Raw genomic sequence first — 20,198 nt, forward strand, 5'->3', positions numbered from 1 at the left:
GCCATGCTGCCCTGGATCAAACTGGCCACCGCGCAAATCCCCGGTGGCGACGAACTGCGCCTGATGCAGCGCGGCGAGGAATTCTCGATCAAACTCGGCTCCAACGAGCTGATGAACAGCCGTCTCGGCGGCTCGGAAGAGGCGCTCGCCACCCTTGCCTGCAGGAAACTCGACGGGCGGCCCCGTCCGCGCGTGCTGATCGGCGGGCTGGGCATGGGCTTCACGCTACGCGCCGCGCTCACCGTGTTTGCCAAGGATGCAACGATCGAGGTCGCGGAGTTGGTGCCGGAGGTGATCGATTGGGGCCGCGGACCGATGGCTGCCCTTCACGGCGACAGCCTCGACGACCCCCGCGTCACTCTGATCGCCCGCGATGTCGGCGAACTGATTCAGGCCGGCACCGGACGTTACGACGCCATTCTGCTCGACGTCGATAACGGTCCTGAAGGCCTCTCCCGCAAAGCCAACGATCGCCTGTACGATCACGGCGGACTTGCCACGACGCGCGCGGCGCTGCGCGATGGCGGCGTGCTGGCGCTGTGGTCGTCCGGCCCGGACGAAAGCTTCACCCGGCGGCTGCGGCAGAGCGGCTTTGCCGTCAATGAAGTCCCGGTCCGTGCTGTCAGCAAGCGCAGCGGATCGCGGCACTGGATCTGGCTCGCCGTGCGGAGCTGACCGCCAAAAGGCTGACGTCCACCGCGCCCGGTGACCTTGCCATTTTGTCGCAGGTCGGGCAGCTTCCGCCACGCCGGACCGGCGCCTCGGAGAAGCGCGTCGGCCACTTCCTCGCCGGGACTGCTACCTTGAAAATCCGACGTCTTGCCGCCGCTCTGACGGGCGCCGCGCCGCTTGCCACTTTACCGAGGTCCGCGTGACCCCGATTCTGCTGTTTGGCATCCCGCTCGACTTCATTCTGTTCGCGCTGACCCTGCTCGGTGTTGCGATCTTTCACCGCCACACAATGGCGATCGCGCTCGGTGGCCTCGCCACGATCACCGCCTACAAGCTGCTGTTCGCCGGCTTCAAAACCGGCGCCGGCGTGCTCGGCCTGACGCTGCATCTGCAGCACGAATGGGTGACGCTGGCCAACCTGTTCCTGCTGCTGATGGGCTTCGCGCTGCTGTCGGCGCATTTCGAGAAGAGCGGCATCCCGGACGAAATGCCGGCGCTGCTGCCCGACGACTGGAAGGGACCGGTCGTGCTGCTGGTGCTGGTGTTCGTGCTGTCGAGCTTTCTCGACAACATCGCCGCCGCGCTGATTGGCGGCATGGTGGCGCGGCACGTGTTCCGTGGCAGGGTTCACATCGGCTATCTGGCCGCGATCGTTGCCGCATCGAACGCCGGCGGCTCCGGCAGCGTGGTCGGCGATACCACCACGACGATGATGTGGATCGCCGGCGTCAGCCCGCTCAGCGTTGTGGAAGCCTATGTGGCGGCCGGCGTCGCGCTGGTGCTATTCGCCGTCCCCGCCTCCATCCAGCAGCAGAATTTCTCGCCGATCGTCAAGGATCCGCCGCGTGGGTTGCGCATCGAATGGGTCCGGGTCGGCATCGTCGCGGCGATCCTGATTGCGGCGCTCGCCGCCAACATCATCGCCAACGTCAAGTTTCCCGCGCTGCTCGATCGACTGCCGCTGCTCGGCCTCACCGTCTGGGCCGTGCTGCTGATCACCGCGCCGATCCGCCGGCCGGATTGGCAGCTGATGCCGTCGACACTGAAGGGCACCATCTTCCTGCTTGCCCTGGTCACCGCCGCCTCGATGATGCCGGTGGAGAGCCTGCCCGCAGCGAGCTGGCAGACCGCGCTCGGCCTCGGCTTCGTGTCCGCCGGCTTCGACAACATTCCGCTCACCGCGCTGGCGCTGAAACAAGGCGGCTACGACTGGGGCTTCCTCGCCTACGCGGTGGGTTTCGGCGGCTCGATGATGTGGTTCGGCTCCTCGGCCGGCGTCGCCCTCACCAACATGTTCCCCGAGGGAAAGTCGGTTTACCTCTGGCTGCGGTTCGGCTGGCACGTCGGCATCGCGTATTTCGTCGGCTTCTTCGTGATGCTGGCGCTGATGGGCTGGATGCCGGATCCGATCCGCTAGGCTGGCGGGTCGCCTGACCGCGCCCGCTTTGCTATGCTCTGCGGATGGCCTCCCGCGACTCCGCCACCGCCGAGATCACGCCCGAAGTGCTGCTGCGCGCTTACGCCTGCGGAATCTTTCCGATGGCCGAGAGCATCGACGATCCGACGCTGTTCTGGGTCGAGCCGGAGCTGCGCGGCATCATCCCGCTGGGCGGGTTTCGTGCTTCGTCCCGCCTCGCCCGGACGGTTCGCTCGGACGCCTTCACCGTTACGGTCGACCGCGCCTTCAAGGCGGTGATCGACGGCTGCGCCGAGCCGCAGCCCGGCCGCGAGGACACCTGGATCAACCGCCGAATTCGCGAATTGTATATCGGCCTGCACGAGATCGGCCATTGCCACAGCGTCGAGGTCTGGCAGAACCGCGACCTCGTCGGCGGCCTGTACGGCGTCAGCCTTGGCCGCGCCTTCTTCGGCGAAAGCATGTTCCACCGCGCCCGCGACGCGTCAAAGGTGGCGTTGGTCCATCTCGTCGCCCGCCTGCTCGCCGGCGGCTACGAGCTGCTCGACACCCAGTTCGTGACGGACCATTTGCGCAGCTTCGGGGCGCTCGAAGTCCCCCGCCAGCGCTACCGCTCACTGCTGGACGACGCGCTGCAGGGGGTGGCCGATTTCAGCGCGCTGCCGGTGGATCGGCCGGTATCGGGAGCGGAGGCATTGGCGGTGATCGCGAAGCACTAACTACTTTTCACATAGTTCGTAAGCTCACGAATTCCGTCATGGCCGGGCTTGTCCCGGCCATCCGCGCCTTTTGCGCATCTCCGTCAGCAAGGCGTGGATGTCCGGCACAAGGCCTGGCATGACGCGTCGAAGCGCAAGGTGCCAATTGCATCGGGCCGTGCCTGTTGCTGGCTCCGCTGAGGAGTGACGCGAACGCTGTGCGCTTGGCATCAATTAGCACGCTCGGCGAAAGTTACCTGAACTGCGGGAACGGCGGCGGAGGTGGTGGCGCGGGCTGGCGCGGTTGCGGCGGCGGCTGTTGGCGGCGGCGCTGTTGCGGCTGGGAGGCCGGCTTTGGCGCGTCGGGCTGGGCGGTGGCGACGCTCGGCGTCTCCGGGTTCTTACAGTCGGTCAGCCAGATATCGTAGATCGGGTGTTCGACCGCATGCAGGCCCGGGCTGGCGGCGAACATCCAGCCGGAGAAGATCCGCTTCACCTCGCCCTGCAGGGTGATCTCGTCGACTTCGACAAAGGCGTCGGTGTTGGTGGCTTCGGTCGACGGCCGCGTGTAGCAGGCATCGGTCTTCACCCGCAGCGCACCGAACTGCACGGTCTCGCCGATATCGGCGTCGAAATTGATGGTTCGGCCGGTGATCTTGTCGAGGCCGGTGAAGCTGGCCTTCTTGTTGACGATCTTCTGCGCCGGCGGCTCGGTGACGATCTCGTCGCCGGGCTGCAAGGTCGCGGGCGCCGGCGGCGCGTTGCGCTGCTGACGCTGACCGGGCGCGCCCGGCGCCGGGTTGGCATTCGGCGGTGCGGTCGCGACGCCGCTATTCGGCTGCGCCGGTGCACCCGGCTGCGGAGCGCCGGCAGGCGGCAGGTTGGCGGTGCCGGGCGGGCTCTGCGGCACGATTGTGGTCCCGGGTGGCGGCGGCAGCGGCTGCGACTGCACCGGCCCCGGCAGCGCCGAGCCTTGCGGCGGCCGCGTCGGTGCCGGCAGCACGCGGCCCTGCGGCGGCAGGTCCGGCACCTCTTCCTCGTCGTCCATCGGCGACCCGCCACGCGGGATCGCGCCCGGCGGCCGCGGTGCGGGATCCGAGAAGATGTTGCCGATCTGCGCGCGCGCTTCTGGCGCGGACGCGATCAATGGAGCGGCGATCAGCGCCGCCAGGCCGACAAGACAAAGGCTTCGGGACATTCCGCGGCTTCAAAATGACGAATCAGGCTCGCGACAGTCTACAGCTTCGGCCGCTTGCATCGGTCCCGGTTAACACGCCGAATACGGCGGGGGAAGGGCGAGCGCCTCCCGCTGGTCATCGTGCGTTCCAGCTGGAATACTCGCCCACAAGGCAGCGCCTCGTCGATCGCCATCGGCGCGCCGCTACCGACCATTCCGGAACGAACCGGAAGGATGTGGGAGAGACAGAATGACCGACAGAATTCGGCTGGACGGCAAGGTGGCGCTTGTCACCGGGGCCGCCGGGGTGATCGGACGCGCCACCATCACCCTGCTCGCCGCGCGCGGTGCCCGCATCGTCGCGGTGGACTGCAACGCCAATGCCCTGCAGCAGGCGATCGCCGCCCTGCCCGCCTCGGCGCAGGCTTTGGCCCAGACGGCGGACGTCACCCAGGAGGACCAGGTCGCCGGCTATGTGCGCGGCGCGCTCGACCACTGCGGCCGGATCGACGTGTTCTACAACAATGCCGGGATCGAGGGCGACATCACGCCGATCGTCAGCACCTCGCTCGACGCCTTCCGCCGCGTGCTCGACGTCAACGTCGTCGGCGTGTTCCTCGGCATGAAGCACGTGCTGCCGGTGATGCTGCAGCAACGCGCCGGCAGCATCATCAACACCGCATCGATCGCGGGGTTGATCGGCTCGAACGATATCGTCGCCTACACCGCCAGCAAGCACGCGGTGATCGGCATGACCAAGACGGCCGCGCTGGAATGCGGCGACAGTGGCGTGCGCGTCAATTGCGTCTGCCCAGGACTGATCGACAGCCGGATGTTGAGTGCGATCGTCGAAGGCCGCAATCCGGGGCCGACGCCGGTACCGAACGAGCGCGTCGCCGAACGCATTCCGCTGCGCCGCCTCGGCCGCGCCGACGAGGTCGCGTCGATCGTCGCATTCCTCGCGTCGGACGATGCGAGCTACGTCTCGGGCTCGGCCTACACCGTCGATGGCGGCCGCGTCGCCAGCTGATTGTCGTCTCTCAACAGGTCATACTCACCATGCCAGCCAAACTCGATCCCGATGCTGCCGCCGTCTACAAGGCGTTCCAGGACGCCGGCCGCCCGGCCTATGAAGACCTCAGCGCCGACGAGGCGCGCGCCTATTATCTGGCGGCGCGCGTCGTCAGCAACCCCGAGCCGCGCGACCTCGCCTCGGTGCAGTCGATCGCGATCCCCGGCCTCGCCGGCGACATCCCGGCCCGCAGCTACACGCCGAAGACACTGCGCCAGGACAACGGCCTCGCGCCTGCGCTGGTGTTCTTCCACGGCGGCGGCTGGGTGATCGGCAATCTCGACACCCACGACGTGGTGTGCCGCGCCATCGCCGACGAAGGCCAGCTGATCGTCATCTCGGTCGACTATCGGCTCGCACCCGAACACAAATTCCCGGCCGCGGTCGACGACGCGATCACCGCGGCGCAGTGGATCGCCGACAACGCGCGCAAGCTCGGCATCGATCCGGAACGGCTCTGCGTCGGCGGCGATAGCGCCGGCGGCAATCTTGCCGCGGTGGTGGCAATTCACGCGCGCGATCGTGGCGGGCTGATGCTCGCCGGTCAGGTACTGATCTATCCGGCAACCGATTTTGCGATGAGCCACCCGTCGCACAGCGAGCCGGAGACCAGCGTGCTGCTGACGCATTCCGTGATCCGCTGGTTTCGCGATCACTACCTCACCGGCAGCCACGACGCCGAGGATTGGCGCGCTTCGCCGGCCCGCGTCGAAACGCTGGCCGGCCTGCCGCCTGCTTTCGTCATCACCGCCGGCGCGGATCCGCTGCGCGACGAAGGCGACGAATATGCCCGCCGTCTCGAGGACGCGGGCGTGCCGGTGAAGCACCGCAGCTATCCGGGGCAATTCCATGGCTTCTTCACCATGGGCAAGCTGCTGCCGCAGGCGAATGTCGCGGTGGCAGAGATTGGCGAGTGGCTGAAGGGCCTCTAGTGGACAGCCCATAGGAAAGGCCTGACGCTTTCAACCTCAGGCCTCTCCACGTCATGGCCGGGCTTGTCCCGGCCATCCACGCCTTGACGCCCGGATAGTCTCCAAGGCGTGGATTCCCGGCACAAGGCCGGGCATGCGGCGTAAAACATCCGTCCGGACGGCTTCTTTCGTTTGACCCGCATCAAGGCCATGGTACCGGAAAGGCGCAAGGAACTCTCTCCGCTCCGAGAGAAGCTCGCACGCGAGCCGATTGCATGACTGACATCCGACGTACCCGCTGGGGCGGGCTTGCCGAGCGCAGGGTTGAAGCGACTGGCTTTTTCCGTGTCGCCCAGATCGATGGCGTGTGGTGGTTCATCGATCCCGATGGCGGGCGCTTTCTGTCCAAGGGCGTGGTATCGGTTCAGCTCGATCACGACACCATCAAGGGCACCGATCGGCGCCCTTATCGTGAGGCCTGTCTGCGCAAATACCTGACCCGCAGCGTCTGGCGGCGCGCTGCCGCCGACCGCCTGCATGGTTGGGGTTTCAACACCATCGGCGCCTGGTCCGAGCCTCAAGTAGCCCGCGCCGGCGCAGCGCCTCTCGCCTCCGCCGCCGGTGTGCTCTATCTCGCGACGGCTTATGGCGAAAGTCGCGGCTGGCCGCGATCCGACGTGTTCGATCCGGCGTACGAGCGCTTCGCCACGCAACGTGCGAACCAGATCTGCGGACCGTCACGCGACGATGCCAACGTGCTCGGCTGGTTTATCGACAACGAGCTCCAGTGGGGCCCGGACTGGCGAGGTGAGAACGAACTGCTGCCCAGCATCCTGCGCGACAGCGCTGCGCCTCATACGCGCCGCGCGGCCGTCGCACTGCTGCGTAGCCGCTACAAGGACGTGGCTGCGTTCAACGCGGCGTGGCAGTGCTCTGTCGCGTCGTGGGAGGAACTGGAGCACGCGCCTGTGGCTCCGCTCCCCTTCAAACGCAATTTCTTCACCCACGATCACGCCCAAGAACGCGAGACGTCGTCCTCGCGCTACTTCGCCGACTGCGACGCCTTCGCCGGCCTGCTCGCCGAGCGCTATTTCGCCGTGAGCGCCGCGGCGATCCGTGCGGCGGCGCCGCATCACCTTATTCTCGGCAGCCGCTTCGCCTATGGGCCGCCGCCGCAAGTGATCGCCGCCGCCGGCCGGCACTGCGACGTCATCAGTATCAATTGCTACGACGCATTGCCCGGGGCGGCGATCGAGGCCTATGCGGCGACCGGCCGGCCCTGCCTGATCGGCGAATTCTCGTTTCGCGGCGACGATGCCGGGCTGCCGAACACGCAGGGTGCCGGGCCGCGCGTCGAAACGCAGGCCGACCGCGCCGCCGGCTTTGCGCGCTATGTCGGCGCCGGGCTGTGGCATCCGAACCTCGTTGGTTATCACTGGTTCGTTCACGCCGATCAGCCTGCCGAGGGCCGCTGGGATGGCGAGAACTCCAACTACGGTGTCGTGACCATCAACGACGACGTCTACCCGGAGCTGACCGAAGCGATGCGCGTCGTCAATGACGACGCCGAATGGCTGCACGACGCGGCAGCCTCGGTCGCCAAACGCGTCGCCACGCCGCCGGCGGCCTGAAAGGAACGTTCTCGCCGAGCCATGGGAACTGCGGCGGCCGCAAGCCTACGGGCGGGGTGAAATCGCGCGACATTGTCATTTCGGACATTGGTCGGGCATGTCAGGATGGCCGCCCTCAAACACGCTGCGCCGTCAAAGGAGACCGACATGACCGCGCTCCACATCGGCCTGTTGCTGTTTCCGAAGCTGACCCAGCTCGACCTCACCGGCCCGCTGCAGGTGTTCTCACGCGTGCCCGGCGCCACCGTCCATCTGGTGGCCAAGACTTTAAATCCCGTTCCGAGCGACACCGTGCTGTCGCTGCCGCCGACCGTGAGCTTTGCGCAATGTCCGCAACTCGACGTGATCTGTGTGCCGGGCGGCATCGGCACCAATGATCTGATCAATGACGAGGAAACGCTCGCTTTCCTGCGTGCGCAGGCCCCCGGCGCGCGCTACGTCACGTCGGTGTGCACAGGCGCGCTCGTGCTTGCCGCGGCCGGATTGCTGCGTGGCTATCGGGCGACGACGCATTGGACGGCGGTGGACGATCTCGCGTCGTTCGGCGCCATCCCGGACCACAGGCGCGTCTGCATCGATCGCAACCGGATTACCGGCGGCGGGGTCACGGCGGGAATCGACTTCGCGCTGACGTTGGCGGCTCTGCTTGCCGATAAAACCACCGCACAGGCCATTCAGCTGATGCTGGAGTACAACCCGGCGCCGCCGTTCAACGCCGGCTCGCCCGAAACCGCGCCCGAGGAGGTCGTCACCATGCTTCGCTCCCGGATGCAGGCCTCCCGGCAGAGCCGGAGCGATGCGATCGCGCGCGCCGCAGCGCGGCTCAAGGACCAAACAGAAACGGCGGCCTGAGCCGCCGTTGACTTGGTCGATCAGCTTTCGAGATCCTAGCTCCCGGGCGTCCACGGTTGGTAGTCGCCGGTCGCCTTCGGACGACGGCCTGACGCCAGCGTCGATCCCGAAGGCCGGTACGCATATGGCGTACCAGTCAGGTTGGGCTGGTGCGGCTTTTCCCACTCGCGCGGCTGGTAGGTCTCGGCGGTGGGCGGCACGTCGTCGATGTGATGCATCCAGGCGTGCCAGGCCGGCGGAATGCGGGTCGCCTCGGCATAGCCATTGTAGAGCACCCAGCGGCGCTCAAACCCGAGCGTCGGGTCGACTTTTCCGCCCTTCGTTCGGAAATACCGATTGCCGGCTTCGTCGGTGCCGACAAGTTCACCGAACCGCCATGTCCAGAGTTGGGTGCCGAGCGTAAAGCCCGACCACCAGGTGAAAATTCGCAGCAGAAACAGTTTCATGATCGCATCCATGGGCGGCGACAAGGTCCCTGCTTGCCACCCGCGGGCGTGAATGTCCAGCCGCTGCGAATGGTTTCGAACACCGCAAGCTATTGCCGGGTCGATCCGCGCCCATATCGTTTGTCGCAGGCGCAATACGCCGCGGGAACGCTACGGGAACGACCACGTCTGCCGCGTGTTGTGGCAGCGACACTGTTTGAACCACCTGACCCGATAATGGAGCCGAGGATGATCAATCTGAAAACCTTGACCGCAGTGGCCACGCTGGCCATCGCGATGCCGCTGGCAACTGCCGGCATGGTCCACGCCCAAGGCAGTATGGGCGGTGGTGGCGGCGGTGGCGGTGGCGGTGGCGGTGGCGGTGGCGGCGGCGGCGGCGGCGGCATGGCCGGCGGCTCGATCGGCGGCGGCGGCGGTGGCATGGGCGGTGGCGCCAGCATGGGCGGCGGCGGCGGCATGCGGGGCGGCGGCCCGGCCATCGGCGGCGGCGGCCCGCGGATGGGTGGCGGCGGCATGGGTATGGGCGCTGGACCGCGCGGACCCGGCATGGCCGGTGGCGGCTTCCGCAATCCGAACATCGCGGCCGGCGCGTCGAACCCCGGCTTCCGCGGCGGCAGCGTTTCAGGCTATCGCGGCGGTTATGCGGGCGGATACGGGCGGGGCTGGAACCGCGGCGGCTACGGCTATGGCCACCGGCATTGGCGTGGCGGCGGCTACTGGCCGGGCGCCTATGCCGGTGCGTTCATCGGCGGCATCGGGTCGTCCTACTACTACAACGATCCCTACGCCTACGATTACGGCTACTATGACGAGCCGACCGTAGCGGTCGTGCCCGGCGGCGGCGGGCGCGATGACGCGTACTGCTCGCAGCGCTTCAAGTCCTACAATCCTGCGACCGGCACGTATCTCGGCTACGACGGCAAGCGACACCCCTGCCCGTAAGCTCGAACTCCGGACCATCAACGGCGCCCTCTCGGGCGCCGTTTTCGTTTGCAGGCTAATATCTGAAGGCGACCGCGACGCTCCCCAGCGTCACCGTCAGTGCGATGATCTCGCGCAGCCCGAGCGGTTCGTGCAACATCGCGGCCGCTGCCAGCACGCCGACCACCGGAACTAATAGCGTCCCGATCGATGCGGTCGCGGCCGGCAAACGCTCCAGCGCGGCGAACCAGCACACGTAGCAGACGCAGAACTGCACCAGCGTCATATAGATCATCGACGCCCAGCCGGTGAACGACAGCGCGTCGACATGCGCGTTCTCGAAGATGAAACCGGCGAATGCGATCGGAGCGCAGCCGAGCCCGACCTGCCACGCCGCCAGCGACAATGGCGGCATCGCCAGGGGGAAATGCTTGGTCAGCACCGTCCCCAGTGCAACGCAGATGGCGCCGGCGAGCGCACACAGGATTCCCGGCAGCTTGTCGACGCTGGCATCGAAGCCGGCACCGCCGATCAGCACCGCGATGCCACACAGCGCGATCAGCAGCGCCACCGCCCGCGTCGCCGACAGCCGCTCGCCCAGCACCGGCCAAGCCACCAGGGCGACCCAGAGCGGAATCGAGATGCCGAGCACGGCGGCGTCGCTGGCGCGCAGCCACAGCAGCGCCAAGCCCATGAAGCCGACCCAGCCGCCGATTGTCAGCATCGACACCAGGATCAGTTGCGACCACATGCCGGGCGTGACCCGCAGCGTCTGCCCGCGTGCCACCGCGATCGCACCAAGCGCAACCGCCCCGGCGATACCCGCCAGACCGCGCGAGGTCAGCGGCGGCCACTCGGTCAGCAGGTGCTTCATGATTGGAAAGTTCAGTCCCCAGCCGACCGACGTGACCACCAGAAACAGCAGCCCAAGCGGCGAGATCCGGCCCCGCGCAGCTGCATTCGGAACGGTGGTCATCTGGCGTCGCCCCCGGCTTTTTGTGACAGGATGGCTGAAAAGCCGGTGCGGAGCCACCCGAAAACACCGCGGCCGCGGACCGGGCCATATCGTCGCGCGACGGGCTGGGTCACGCAGCAGTGAGCCAATGGCCGCGTTTCCGCCGTGCTGATCGGCTGTAACGCGGTCTCACCGTACGTTCCGGCACAGCCCAATTTGTTCACTTGTGCCGAAGATACTGACAGACTCAGGCGAATCGCCCCGCTAACCGGGAACATCTTCGATTGCGTGATCAACGACACACCAACGGCTGGATTTCATCCGCGCTGCGCGCCTCGACCGCGACGCTGGCGCTGAGCCTCGGGCTCGGCGGTTTCGCCGCCGACGTATTCGCTGCGCCGAAATCCGTGCCGCTACCGAAGCCGCGGCCGATTTCCCGCGCCGTTGTACCAAAGACCTCACCGGCCGTGCCGGCGACGGTAGGATCGGTCCCCAAGCCGTCGACGCATCTGGCTAACGCTGCCCCGACCGCGCCCGCTGTCGAACCGACCAGGCCGGGTGCGCCGCCGATCGTGACGCGCAAGCCGTCGACGCGTTCGGCTGTCGCCGCGACCGCGCAGACCTCGCAGGCCGATGCGCAGGCGCTTGAAGCCGTCATCGATCTGGTGCGCAAACGCAAGGCTGCGGACGCGACCCAGGCGGCCGATACGATTTCCGATCCGGTGGCGCGCAAGCTCGCCGAATGGATCATCCTGCGTGCCGAGTACAACGGTGCCAGCGTCGAACGCTACCGCGCTTTCACCCGTGCGAATCCGAGTTGGCCGTCGCAGACCTTCTTCCGCCGCCGCGCCGAGGCGGCGCTGTGGGACGACAAGCGCGACGACGACGCGGTGCTCGCTTACTTCGAGGGCGAGACGCCGTTGTCGGCCAAGGGCAAGCTGGCGCTAGCGCGTGCGACGCTGGCGCGCGGTGATCGCCGTACCGCCGAGCAACTCGTCCGCGACGCCTGGCGCAACGACACGATGTCGGCTGCAAACGAAACTACCGCGATCGAGATGTTCGGCGCACTGCTGACGCCTGGCGATCACAAAGCGCGGATGGACACGTTCCTGTACGGCAACGACAACGAGCCTGGGCTGCGTGCTGCGAAGCGGCTGGGCGCGGCGCAATACGCGCTGGGACGGGCGCGGCTCGCGGTCGACGCCAAGTCCGCGCAAGGCAAGGCGCTGCTCGATGCGGTGCCGTCCGAGCTGCACAGCGATCCCGGCTACATGTTCGCTCGTATCCAGCTGCTGCGCCGCGACGAGAAGATCGCCGAAGCCGGCCGGTTGATGCTGACCGTGCCGCGCGACCCCAACCGGCTGTACAATCTCGACGAATGGTGGATCGAGCGGCGGCTGCTGGCGCGCAAGCTGATCGATATCGGCGACTACCGGCTTGCCTACCTGGTGGCGCGCAATGCGGCCACGCCGACCAAGGAGGTCTACCAGACTGAGCAGCAGTTCACTGCGGGCTGGATCGCCCTGCGCTTCCTCAACGATCCCAGCACGGCCGCCCAGCACTTCGCACGAATCGGCACCGACACCACCAACCCGACCGCGCTGGCCCGCGCCGGCTACTGGCAGGGCCGAGGCGCTCGGCCGGACGCAGGACGCCCGCGCCGCCTACTCCGCGGCGGCTGCACAGTCGACCAGCTATTACGGCCAACTCGCGCGTGCCAAGCTGGGCTTGCCGCATCTCGACCTCAACGGCCAGCCGTCCAGCCAGGGCCGCAGCGTCGAGCGGCTCGAGATCGTGCGCGCCGTCCAGCTGCTGTATGCGATCGGCGAAGGCGACGTCGCGATTCCGATCTACGCTGATGTCGGCGACAATGGCGATGTCGACGCCCTGCTCGGCCTGTCCGAACTCGCCGCGCGCAACACTGACGGCCGCGCCTTGCTGCTGGTCGGCAAGGCGGCGCTGAATCGTGGCCTGCCGTTCGATCACTACGCCTATCCGATGGCGGGAATTCCGCAGTTCCGGCCGGTTGGCCCGGAGGTCGAGCGCGCGGTGGTCTATGCGATCGCCCGCCAGGAAAGCGGCTTCAATCCCGCGGTGGTGTCGCCGGCGCAGGCCTATGGCCTGATGCAGGTGACGCCGCCCGCTGCCCAGTATGTCTGCCGGCGGCACGGCTGCACGTACGATCTGAAGCGGTTGAAGACCGATTCGGTCTACAACGTTGCGCTCGGCGCCGCTGAGCTCGGTGGGCTGCTCGACGATTATCGCGGCTCCTACATCATGACGTTCGCCGCTTACAATGCTGGCCGCGGCAGCGTGCGGAAGTGGATCGAGCGCTACGGCGATCCGCGCGACCCCAAGGTCGATGCGGTGGACTGGGTCGAACTGATTCCGTTCTCCGAGACCCGCAACTACGTTCAGCGAATCATGGAGAACCTGCAGGTGTATCGCTCCCGATTCGGCGGCGGCAGCCGGCTGCAGATCGATGCCGACCTTCGCCGCGGGGCGACGGCGGTCGAATAGCTCCACATTCGTTTGATCGGCGATATGCCAGCATCATGCCCGGCCTCGCGCTGGGCATTGTTGTTATGTCCGAAGGAGCCGGGCTGGAGCAGTTCTGCTTCGTCATTGCGAGGAGTGAAGCGACGAAGCAATCCAGGAAAGCCCAAATTTGCGGCCTCTGGATTGCTTCGCTTCGCCCGCAATGACGGAAAACTCAGCTGATTTGCTACGATACTTTCCGGCCAGGCTTTCAGGAAGATTTCAGGAAGAGAACTCACGCACACTGGTCACAACGAAAAACCCCGGCGGTTGCCCGCCGGGGTTTCGCGACACGTTCCTTGCGGAACGATCAGGTTTAGAACACGCGCTGAACGCGGAGGTTGCCGCTCCAGACGCCCTGGTCCTTGAGCTCGTAGGTCGCGGCCGGCTTCGCGATGCCGGTGTTCGCCGGGATGGCGAGCGCGCCTGCGTTGCTCTGGTCGAGGTAGGTGTACATCACTTCGCCCGAGAAGGTCAGGTTCTTGACCGGGGTCCAGCGGGTAACCGAACCGATCTGAGCGATGCGGAAGTCCGGGTTGCAGGTGAAGCCCACAGCGGTGCCGCAGATCAGAGCAGTCGCGGTGCCGTTGTAGTCGATCGAGGTGTAGGCGCCGAACAGCGAGGTCGACCAGTAGGGGCTCCAGTTGTGGTTGAACGCACCACGGACGCCCCAGGCAGTGGTCTTCTCGATGCCAGTGCCGTTCAGGTTGTTGGTGCCGTTGAACACGCCGTCAGCCGAGGAGCCGAACGCGATGCTCTGGTAGGCACCACCGCTGCTGCCGAAGATGGCGAACGAGTTGCCGGTCACGCCGCCCAGCACGTAACGGGTCGCGCCGTTCGAGTAGGTAGCCGTGAAGTTGATGCTGTCGCCGGGGCCGGTCGGCAGGTTCTTGAGCGAGATGGCGCCCTGCACCGCGTAGCCCCAGGTGTCGCTCGGGTGGCCCGAGGTCTCGAGGGTCGGGGTGTAGTAGCTGGCGCGAACCTGGTGAGCGGCGGCCGACACCTGGAAGAGGCCCCAGGCCTGGTCGACGCGCAGCTGACCGACGATGTCGGGGATCTGCGTGCCGGCGTAGGAGTTGGTGCCGAGCAGGCCCTGCGAGTAACCGAGGGTCGAGATCGTCGAGGTGTTGTACAGCGCCGACTGCAGGTAGGACGACTGATCTTCGAGCGAGATCGCGGCCGACACGCCGTTGCCGAACTGCGCGGTGTAGGCAACCTGGTTGATGCCGGTCACGTCGTCGTAACCGCCGAGCAGGAACGAGGTGTTGTTGCCCGGGTAACCGGTCCAGGGAGTGTCGAACTGCGACACGGCCTTACCGAAAGTGAACCCAGCGAACTGAACGAACGCGTAGTAGACGCCGAGCGTACCGCCGGCGACCGCGTCACCCGTGGTCCAGTTGAAGGTGGCGTCGAAGTAGGTGCGAACCACGCCATATTCGGTCGCGGTGCGGGTGTCGATGTTGATGTCCTGACGCGAACGGAAGATGGTGTTGTTCGCGAGGCGGCTCTTGGCACCAGCGGCGCCGTTCCAGGCCGGCGCGTTATAGGCGCTCGAACCGAAGAAGGTCGCGTCGGCGCGGAGATAGCCACCGAGCTTGATGCAGGTGTCGGTGCCCGGGATGTAGTAGAAGCCGGCGCCGTAGATCGAGCAGACCTTGACGTATTCGACCGCCTTGGCCTTCAACGGAAGATCGGCAGCCTGAGCGCCGCTGATGGCGACCAGAGCCGCCGCCGAGCCAAGGAAAAGGCCCTTAACCATGTTCATGTAAACCTCCAAGTTTGCTCTCTGGGAAGGTTCCTGACCGCAGGATGCACGCGGCACCCGCAGGGTGGTTCCCTTGTCCCAATCAAACCCGCCTAGCCGCTTCGCGCCTTCGGACACACCCGCTGAACGCGAGGGACTTAAGCGAACCACCTAATACGGGACGACCTCGGGATGCCCCCCTCCGTCGCAGTCACGAGAATTACCTAAGCGTGATGCACACGCAACAAAGGAACGCCTTTCGACCGGTTCCATACCTCCGTTTTCAAACTGGTGTTGCACAAATAACACTGTCGGGGCGATTTGGAACCGCGTTAAGCTTTTGATCTGAAAAGATAAATTCACCCGGTCGCGCGGCGCGATGCCGCTATGCACAAAGATGCCACGGCTTGGCCCCAAGCTTGGCTGCAGGCGAATCCGGCCAAAACCGCTTCAGAGATTCGCGGCATTCATCGAGAATCGGACTTGGGACGACGCGGCGAATCTGCCCCTGCCCCGCGCAGCGTGGCCGCCGTGCATCGCCGTCGGGCGCCCCGAAGTTCCCACCGCTATCGTCGACTGCCACGTGAGCGGCGGCGGAAGGATAAATCCCACTGCCGTGGGCATAATCCGTGCTTCGATCCGGAAGTCTCGATTATCGAGCGCGAATCCTGCTTGCGGGTCGCGAGCGTGTCGGGCATATCGGGCCAGCCGGAGACGTGGCCGAGTGGCTGAAGGCGGCGGTTTGCTAAACCGTTATAGGGTTGTAAAGCCCTATCGAGGGTTCGAATCCCTCCGTCTCCGCCAGCTTGGCTTGTGTGGCCAGCTTCAAGCCGGCCGGCCGCCAGCATCCGCCACGATCCCTGACCAGTCCGAACGGAGGGCTTTCGCCGGATCCGTCACGCTCGCATCCTCGCGGCGTCCTTTGACGGTGGCAGGCCGAATTGCCGCGCATATTCTCGGCTGAATTGCGTCGGGCTTTCGTACCCAACACGAAAGGCGATGGTGGTGGCGTTGCCTTGTCCCGCGATCAAGAGCGACCGCGCGTGCAGCAATCTCACATGTTTCTGGTATTGCAGCGGACTGAGCGCGGTCACAGCCTTGAAGTGGCGATGGAAGGCAGAGACGCTGAGCGCTGCCATCTCCGCCAGTCCGTCGACGCGCAATGGCTTGGCGAAATTCTCGCGGATCCACCGAATCGTAAGTCCGACCCGGGAAAGGACTGTGCCGGGGGCAGCGATATCCCGCAGCATCCAGCCCACCGGCCCCTGCAGCACGCGAAACAGGATTTCGCGCTCATAGGCTGGAGCGAGGGCGGCGATCTCGGCTGGGTGCTCCATCAAGCGCAGCATGCGCAGCCAGGCATCGAGCAGTTCGCGCCGCACAGGCGCAACGGAGAAGCCCGGATTGTACAGTTTGCCGCCGATCGGTTCGGGCAGATCCGCGAGCAAATTCGCGACGATTGAGGGCACGAGAGTGAGACTGACGGCCAGGTATGGCTCGCCTTCCCCTGACGGATGGACGGAGCCGACTGCCGGCAAATCGATCGACATGACGAAATAGGTGGCTGGATCATAGCGAAACGTGCGGTCGCCGATGGTCATCGTCTTGGACCCCGTTAGGACCAGATTGACCATCGGATCATAGACGGCAGCCAGCTGATGCTCTGGAATTTGTCCCTGCACCATCGCAACGCGCGGAATGCCGGTCTCCGTGCGGCGGTTTTCAGCCCGCGACGCCAATCGCCTGAGTTCCTGAAGCTGCGCATCCATCGATTGGTTGTTTCACGCCAGCGTCTCCGATTCAACGCGAAAGCAGAAATAGGCAAGCATCGAAGAGGATCGTAAGCGCGGACGTGCAGCCGAACGGTTATTTCGCTTCGACACCGTGGGGAGTCGGACCACCAGACGCCGCCACCGCCCGTGTTGTTCGGGGACGACTGCTGCAGCAATGCCCGGCACATCAGTTCTCCGACCTCTGCATCCTTCGAGGACGCTCACATGCTCGACCATATCTTTCTCTCTGTCAGCGATCTCGGTCGCTCGATCGCCTTTTACGAGAGGGTTCTGCCGATCCTGGGGATCACGGCTCGCCACAGGTATGATGGCAGTCAGAGCCCCGCGGAGCATCCCGATCTCGAAGGCTTCGGTGCCGGAGGCCGAATGTTCTTCTGGCTGAGGCACGGCCGGGCCGCCTCTCCTGCCGTGCATGTCGGCTTTGTGGCCATCTCCGCGACAATCGTGAACGCCGCTCATGCCGAAGCGCTGGCAGCCGGGGCGGACGAGATCCATGCGCCGGGACCTCAACTCCACTATGATCCACGATACTACGCCTCACAGGTCCGCGACCCGGATGGCTACAGCCTCGAATTCGTCTTCAAGAGCTGGCAGCACGGGACCTGATGCGATGGCCATCCTTCCACTGCACGCGACGGCGAAGGCATTGATCGCCGCCACCAACTTGTTCGATGTCGACACCGCATTGCGCCTGTTCACGACCGATGCGGTGATCGACGACCCTTCGACCGGGCGCCGTTTCGAAGGACAGCCGGGCATCCGCGACTACATCGAAATATACTTCATCGGATATCACACCGTGAGCCGCGTTCTCTCGATCGAGACAATCGGCGATACCCGGGCCCGCCTGCGCATCGATTTCACCGGAGACTTCGGGCACGAGATTGGACTTCTCGACATGTCGGTCGATTCCGACGGGCTGATCGCACGCATCGACGCCGATCTCGGATAGTCAAAGATGCATCCGGGCTGTCATCCACCGCTCGGCCATTCGCTGATGCCGTTGCCGAAGCGCGGATCACGGACGGATAGGAGAAGAATATGCTGATCGACCATATCGAAATTCCGGTCACCGACCCAGATGCCGCCCGACGCTTTTATGAGGCGGCTCTGTCCCCGCTCCAGATCGCCTGCGTCCTGTCAATTCCCGCCGAGCGCTCGGCGACCCGCACGCCTCGGCACGGGCTGGGCCGCAACGGCTATCCTTGCCTGTGGTTGCACGGCGGCGAAGCTGTACGAGGCGGATTGCATATCGCCTTCGCCGCGCCGGACAGAGCCACTGTCGATGCCTTCCACACAGCGGCTCTGACTGCCGGCGGCCGAAACAATGGCGCTCCTGGGATACGGCCCCATTACCATTCAGCCTATTATGCGGCTTACGTGCTTGATCCGGACGCGAATAATATCGAAGTCGTCTGCCAAGTGTTATGAGCAGATGCCCGCCCGAGGAAGCCGCCAGTTGTCCGAACGGCCGCCTTCAGATAGCAAAAGCCGCCGAAGTTGAAGAGCGACGAGGTTCGGATTTCCCGGTCACTGCATCGAAAAAGCGAACGGTCAGGCGCGCCGATGAACCTGCCCCCTGCCCCTGAACTCAATCCCGCCTGTCGCTATTCCGTAACTTTCAACGGGTTCAGGCTGCTGGCATGTTGACGACCATTGCCGCGGGTGAAGTTGAGGCGAGCCGAGCAAGACCACGATGTCCGAGACTGATGTCCCGCTCGCTGTACGCAAGATCATCCATGTCGACATGGATGCGTTCTACGCCTCGGTCGAGCAGCGGGACAATCCGGAACTGCGCGGCAAGCCGGTCGCGGTCGGCGGATCGCGCGAACGCGGCGTGGTCGCGGCCGCAAGCTATGAAGCACGCAAATTCGGTGTGCGCTCGGCGATGCCATCGGTGACGGCCAGGCGGCAATGTCCGGACCTGATCTTCGTCAAACCGCGCTTCGAGGTGTACAGGGCGATCAGCCACCAAATTCGCGATATCTTTGCTGAGCACACAGCCATCATCGAGCCGCTGTCGCTGGACGAGGCCTATCTCGACGTCACCAGCAACCTCCAGCAGATCCCGCTGGCTCGCGATATCGCGCTGCAGATCCGGGCGAAGATCAAGGCCGAAACCGGCCTCAATGCTTCGGCGGGCATCTCGTACAACAAGTTCCTGGCGAAGCTCGCCTCCGACTACCGCAAGCCCAACGGCCAGTTCGTCCTCTCGCCGCAGATGGGCGCGGCCTTCGTCGAGGGGCTGGCTGTCGGCAAATTTCACGGCATCGGGCCTGCGACCGCCGCCAAGCTCAACGCGCTCGGCATCCGCACCGGCCTGGATCTCCGCAACCAGACGCTGGAATTCCTGCAGGCGCACTTCCGCAAGGCCGGCACCTATTATTACTGGATCTCGCGTGGCATCGACGAGCGACCGGTCCGCGCCAACCGCATCCGCAAATCCGTCGGTGCCGAGACCACCTTCTTTACCGACCTGACCGCATTCGATGCCATGGTCGCCGAGCTGCAGCCACTGATCGACAAGGTCTGGAGGCATTGTGAGGCGAGCGGTAACCGCGGTCGCACGGTCACGCTGAAGATCAAGTTCTCGGATTTCGAGATCGCGTCGCGCAGCCGAACCATATCGGCCTCGATCCAGAGCCGGGACGATCTTGCGGCGCAAACAACCGGACTGCTCGCAGCCGCGATGCCGTTGCCCAAACCCGTCCGGCTGCTCGGCGTGTCGTTGTCGTCGCTGCAAAGCGACAACGAAGCCGAACCCCAGCTCGGGCTGCCGATCTGACGCGCATGAACAGGCCGACCTACATTCTCACCGCCGAGCTCGACAACGCCTCGTTCCATTGGCTGGACCAACTTCGAAGAACCCATTTTCCGCCCGACCGAAACGTCCTCCCCGCTCACCTGACGCTCTTCCATCGGTTGTCGGAAGGCCAGCTCGAGCTTCTGCGGGGTCTCGACCTGCCGAGCTGCGCGTTGCATCTCGAATACGCCGGCCCCGTTTTGCTCGGCTCCGGTGTGGCCATTCGAGTGAGCTCGCCGGCATTGCAGCGGCTTCGCTCCGAACTCCGCAACTCGCTCGGTGAGCTGTCGCGCCAGGACGCGCAGGGCTGGCGGCCGCACGTCACCATCCAGAATAAGGTAACTGCGGCTATCGCCCGCAAATTGTTCGACGACCTCTCCGGACGTTTCTCGGTGCGCGCCGGCTCGATGCGGGGCCTGTTGGCATGGCAATATCTCGGCGGTCCATGGAGCCTCGCCGAACGGTTCGCGTTCGATCGCCGCGGCTGAGGTTGTCGCGGCACGGGCGGGCTCCACTTGCGCAACGGAGCGTTGAGCACGCGGCCAATCGTCGAGCTGGGCGCTGCACG

General features: G+C 65.6%; 18 protein-coding genes, 1 tRNA gene and 1 pseudogene. 15 read left to right on the plus strand and 5 right to left on the minus strand.

What is annotated here, in order from left to right; all coding sequences use genetic code 11:
• Window positions 1-3: 3 nt before the first annotated feature.
• The 3 genes from D4Q52_RS06450 to aat all read left to right on the plus strand — a co-directional run bounded on the left by D4Q52_RS06450 (window position 4) and on the right by aat (window position 2,808).
• Complete coding sequence (locus tag D4Q52_RS06450; protein WP_119855729.1) at window positions 4-675, plus strand: spermidine synthase; 672 nt, start codon at window positions 4-6, stop codon at window positions 673-675.
• A 196-nt stretch (window positions 676-871) separates the two neighbouring features.
• The gene (locus D4Q52_RS06455) at window positions 872-2,089 is read left to right on the plus strand and encodes a citrate transporter (protein WP_119855730.1); all 1,218 of its coding nucleotides are present in this window, start codon (window positions 872-874) and stop codon (window positions 2,087-2,089) included.
• A gap of 44 nt (window positions 2,090-2,133) precedes the next feature.
• Window positions 2,134-2,808: a leucyl/phenylalanyl-tRNA--protein transferase gene (gene aat, locus D4Q52_RS06460; protein ID WP_119855731.1), complete on the plus strand. Its 675-nt coding sequence runs from the start codon at window positions 2,134-2,136 to the stop codon at window positions 2,806-2,808.
• A gap of 232 nt (window positions 2,809-3,040) precedes the next feature.
• Here the strand turns inward: aat and D4Q52_RS06465 are convergent, their stop codons facing one another.
• Complete coding sequence (locus D4Q52_RS06465) at window positions 3,041-3,985, minus strand: DUF2155 domain-containing protein (protein ID WP_119855732.1); 945 nt, start codon at window positions 3,983-3,985, stop codon at window positions 3,041-3,043.
• Between the two features lie 229 nt (window positions 3,986-4,214).
• On the opposite strand from D4Q52_RS06465, the gene D4Q52_RS06470 reads away from it, so the two are divergent.
• From D4Q52_RS06470 to D4Q52_RS06485, 4 genes are all read left to right on the plus strand, one after another.
• Complete coding sequence (locus D4Q52_RS06470; RefSeq protein WP_119855733.1) at window positions 4,215-4,994, plus strand: SDR family NAD(P)-dependent oxidoreductase; 780 nt, start codon at window positions 4,215-4,217, stop codon at window positions 4,992-4,994.
• Window positions 4,995-5,023: 29 nt separating this feature from the next.
• On the plus strand, window positions 5,024-5,968 hold the full coding sequence (locus tag D4Q52_RS06475) for an alpha/beta hydrolase (RefSeq protein WP_119855734.1): 945 nt from the start codon (window positions 5,024-5,026) through the stop codon (window positions 5,966-5,968).
• A gap of 254 nt (window positions 5,969-6,222) precedes the next feature.
• Entirely contained in the window at window positions 6,223-7,578 is a 1,356-nt protein-coding gene (locus D4Q52_RS06480; protein WP_119855735.1) for an agarase, read from the plus strand.
• 147 nt (window positions 7,579-7,725) lie between these two features.
• Window positions 7,726-8,430: a DJ-1/PfpI family protein gene (locus D4Q52_RS06485; RefSeq protein ID WP_119855863.1), complete on the plus strand. Its 705-nt coding sequence runs from the start codon at window positions 7,726-7,728 to the stop codon at window positions 8,428-8,430.
• Between the two features lie 35 nt (window positions 8,431-8,465).
• On the opposite strand, the gene D4Q52_RS06490 is transcribed toward D4Q52_RS06485, so the two are convergent.
• Window positions 8,466-8,876 carry an NADH:ubiquinone oxidoreductase subunit NDUFA12 gene (locus D4Q52_RS06490; protein ID WP_119855864.1) on the minus strand — a complete coding sequence of 137 codons (411 nt, stop codon included), beginning with the start codon at window positions 8,874-8,876 and terminating at the stop codon, window positions 8,466-8,468.
• A gap of 228 nt (window positions 8,877-9,104) precedes the next feature.
• Between D4Q52_RS06490 and D4Q52_RS06495 the strand changes: the two genes are divergently transcribed.
• Window positions 9,105-9,818: a BA14K family protein gene (locus D4Q52_RS06495; RefSeq protein ID WP_119855736.1), complete on the plus strand. Its 714-nt coding sequence runs from the start codon at window positions 9,105-9,107 to the stop codon at window positions 9,816-9,818.
• Window positions 9,819-9,873: 55 nt separating this feature from the next.
• On the opposite strand, the gene D4Q52_RS06500 is transcribed toward D4Q52_RS06495, so the two are convergent.
• The gene (locus D4Q52_RS06500; protein ID WP_119855737.1) at window positions 9,874-10,773 is read right to left on the minus strand and encodes a DMT family transporter; all 900 of its coding nucleotides are present in this window, start codon (window positions 10,771-10,773) and stop codon (window positions 9,874-9,876) included.
• 263 nt (window positions 10,774-11,036) lie between these two features.
• Between D4Q52_RS06500 and D4Q52_RS06505 the strand changes: the two are divergent.
• Window positions 11,037-13,272: pseudogene (locus tag D4Q52_RS06505) on the plus strand (transglycosylase SLT domain-containing protein).
• Window positions 13,273-13,606: 334 nt separating this feature from the next.
• Here the strand turns inward: D4Q52_RS06505 and D4Q52_RS06510 are convergent.
• A complete protein-coding gene (locus D4Q52_RS06510) occupies window positions 13,607-15,055 on the minus strand; it encodes a porin (RefSeq protein ID WP_119855738.1) in 1,449 nt (482 codons plus the stop codon).
• A gap of 689 nt (window positions 15,056-15,744) precedes the next feature.
• Here D4Q52_RS06510 and D4Q52_RS06515 point away from each other — a divergent pair.
• Window positions 15,745-15,838: transfer RNA gene (locus D4Q52_RS06515), tRNA-Ser, on the plus strand.
• A 92-nt stretch (window positions 15,839-15,930) separates the two neighbouring features.
• On the opposite strand, the gene D4Q52_RS06520 is transcribed toward D4Q52_RS06515, so the two are convergent.
• The gene (locus D4Q52_RS06520) at window positions 15,931-16,803 is read right to left on the minus strand and encodes an AraC family transcriptional regulator (RefSeq protein WP_119855739.1); all 873 of its coding nucleotides are present in this window, start codon (window positions 16,801-16,803) and stop codon (window positions 15,931-15,933) included.
• Window positions 16,804-17,031: 228 nt separating this feature from the next.
• Between D4Q52_RS06520 and D4Q52_RS06525 the strand changes: the two genes are divergently transcribed.
• The 5 genes from D4Q52_RS06525 (at window position 17,032) to D4Q52_RS06545 (ending at window position 20,118) form a co-directional block, all read left to right on the plus strand.
• Window positions 17,032-17,433 carry a VOC family protein gene (locus tag D4Q52_RS06525; RefSeq protein WP_119855740.1) on the plus strand — a complete coding sequence of 134 codons (402 nt, stop codon included), beginning with the start codon at window positions 17,032-17,034 and terminating at the stop codon, window positions 17,431-17,433.
• Window positions 17,434-17,437: 4 nt separating this feature from the next.
• Window positions 17,438-17,779: a nuclear transport factor 2 family protein gene (locus tag D4Q52_RS06530; protein WP_234831100.1), complete on the plus strand. Its 342-nt coding sequence runs from the start codon at window positions 17,438-17,440 to the stop codon at window positions 17,777-17,779.
• Between the two features lie 89 nt (window positions 17,780-17,868).
• Window positions 17,869-18,258: a VOC family protein gene (locus D4Q52_RS06535; protein ID WP_119855741.1), complete on the plus strand. Its 390-nt coding sequence runs from the start codon at window positions 17,869-17,871 to the stop codon at window positions 18,256-18,258.
• A 265-nt stretch (window positions 18,259-18,523) separates the two neighbouring features.
• On the plus strand, window positions 18,524-19,612 hold the full coding sequence (gene dinB, locus D4Q52_RS06540; RefSeq protein WP_119855742.1) for a DNA polymerase IV: 1,089 nt from the start codon (window positions 18,524-18,526) through the stop codon (window positions 19,610-19,612).
• Window positions 19,613-19,617: 5 nt separating this feature from the next.
• Complete coding sequence (locus D4Q52_RS06545; RefSeq protein WP_119855743.1) at window positions 19,618-20,118, plus strand: 2'-5' RNA ligase family protein; 501 nt, start codon at window positions 19,618-19,620, stop codon at window positions 20,116-20,118.
• Window positions 20,119-20,198 lie beyond the last annotated feature (80 nt).

The sequence above is a fragment of the Rhodopseudomonas palustris genome (assembly GCF_003591005.1).
GTDB lineage: Bacteria > Pseudomonadota > Alphaproteobacteria > Rhizobiales > Xanthobacteraceae > Rhodopseudomonas > Rhodopseudomonas palustris_K.

Coding starts and splice junctions, on each gene's coding strand:
- D4Q52_RS06450 (WP_119855729.1), top strand. CDS start 4: ATGCTGCCCTGGATCAAACTGGCCACCGCGCAAATCCCCGGTGGCGAC.
- aat (WP_119855731.1), top strand. CDS start 2,134: ATGGCCTCCCGCGACTCCGCCACCGCCGAGATCACGCCCGAAGTGCTG.
- D4Q52_RS06465 (WP_119855732.1), bottom strand. CDS start 3,985: ATGTCCCGAAGCCTTTGTCTTGTCGGCCTGGCGGCGCTGATCGCCGCT.
- D4Q52_RS06470 (WP_119855733.1), top strand. CDS start 4,215: ATGACCGACAGAATTCGGCTGGACGGCAAGGTGGCGCTTGTCACCGGG.
- D4Q52_RS06475 (WP_119855734.1), top strand. CDS start 5,024: ATGCCAGCCAAACTCGATCCCGATGCTGCCGCCGTCTACAAGGCGTTC.
- D4Q52_RS06480 (WP_119855735.1), top strand. CDS start 6,223: ATGACTGACATCCGACGTACCCGCTGGGGCGGGCTTGCCGAGCGCAGG.
- D4Q52_RS06485 (WP_119855863.1), top strand. CDS start 7,726: ATGACCGCGCTCCACATCGGCCTGTTGCTGTTTCCGAAGCTGACCCAG.
- D4Q52_RS06490 (WP_119855864.1), bottom strand. CDS start 8,876: ATGAAACTGTTTCTGCTGCGAATTTTCACCTGGTGGTCGGGCTTTACG.
- D4Q52_RS06495 (WP_119855736.1), top strand. CDS start 9,105: ATGATCAATCTGAAAACCTTGACCGCAGTGGCCACGCTGGCCATCGCG.
- D4Q52_RS06500 (WP_119855737.1), bottom strand. CDS start 10,773: ATGACCACCGTTCCGAATGCAGCTGCGCGGGGCCGGATCTCGCCGCTT.
- D4Q52_RS06510 (WP_119855738.1), bottom strand. CDS start 15,055: ATGAACATGGTTAAGGGCCTTTTCCTTGGCTCGGCGGCGGCTCTGGTC.
- D4Q52_RS06520 (WP_119855739.1), bottom strand. CDS start 16,803: ATGGATGCGCAGCTTCAGGAACTCAGGCGATTGGCGTCGCGGGCTGAA.
- D4Q52_RS06525 (WP_119855740.1), top strand. CDS start 17,032: ATGCTCGACCATATCTTTCTCTCTGTCAGCGATCTCGGTCGCTCGATC.
- D4Q52_RS06530 (WP_234831100.1), top strand. CDS start 17,438: ATGGCCATCCTTCCACTGCACGCGACGGCGAAGGCATTGATCGCCGCC.
- D4Q52_RS06535 (WP_119855741.1), top strand. CDS start 17,869: ATGCTGATCGACCATATCGAAATTCCGGTCACCGACCCAGATGCCGCC.
- dinB (WP_119855742.1), top strand. CDS start 18,524: ATGTCCGAGACTGATGTCCCGCTCGCTGTACGCAAGATCATCCATGTC.
- D4Q52_RS06545 (WP_119855743.1), top strand. CDS start 19,618: ATGAACAGGCCGACCTACATTCTCACCGCCGAGCTCGACAACGCCTCG.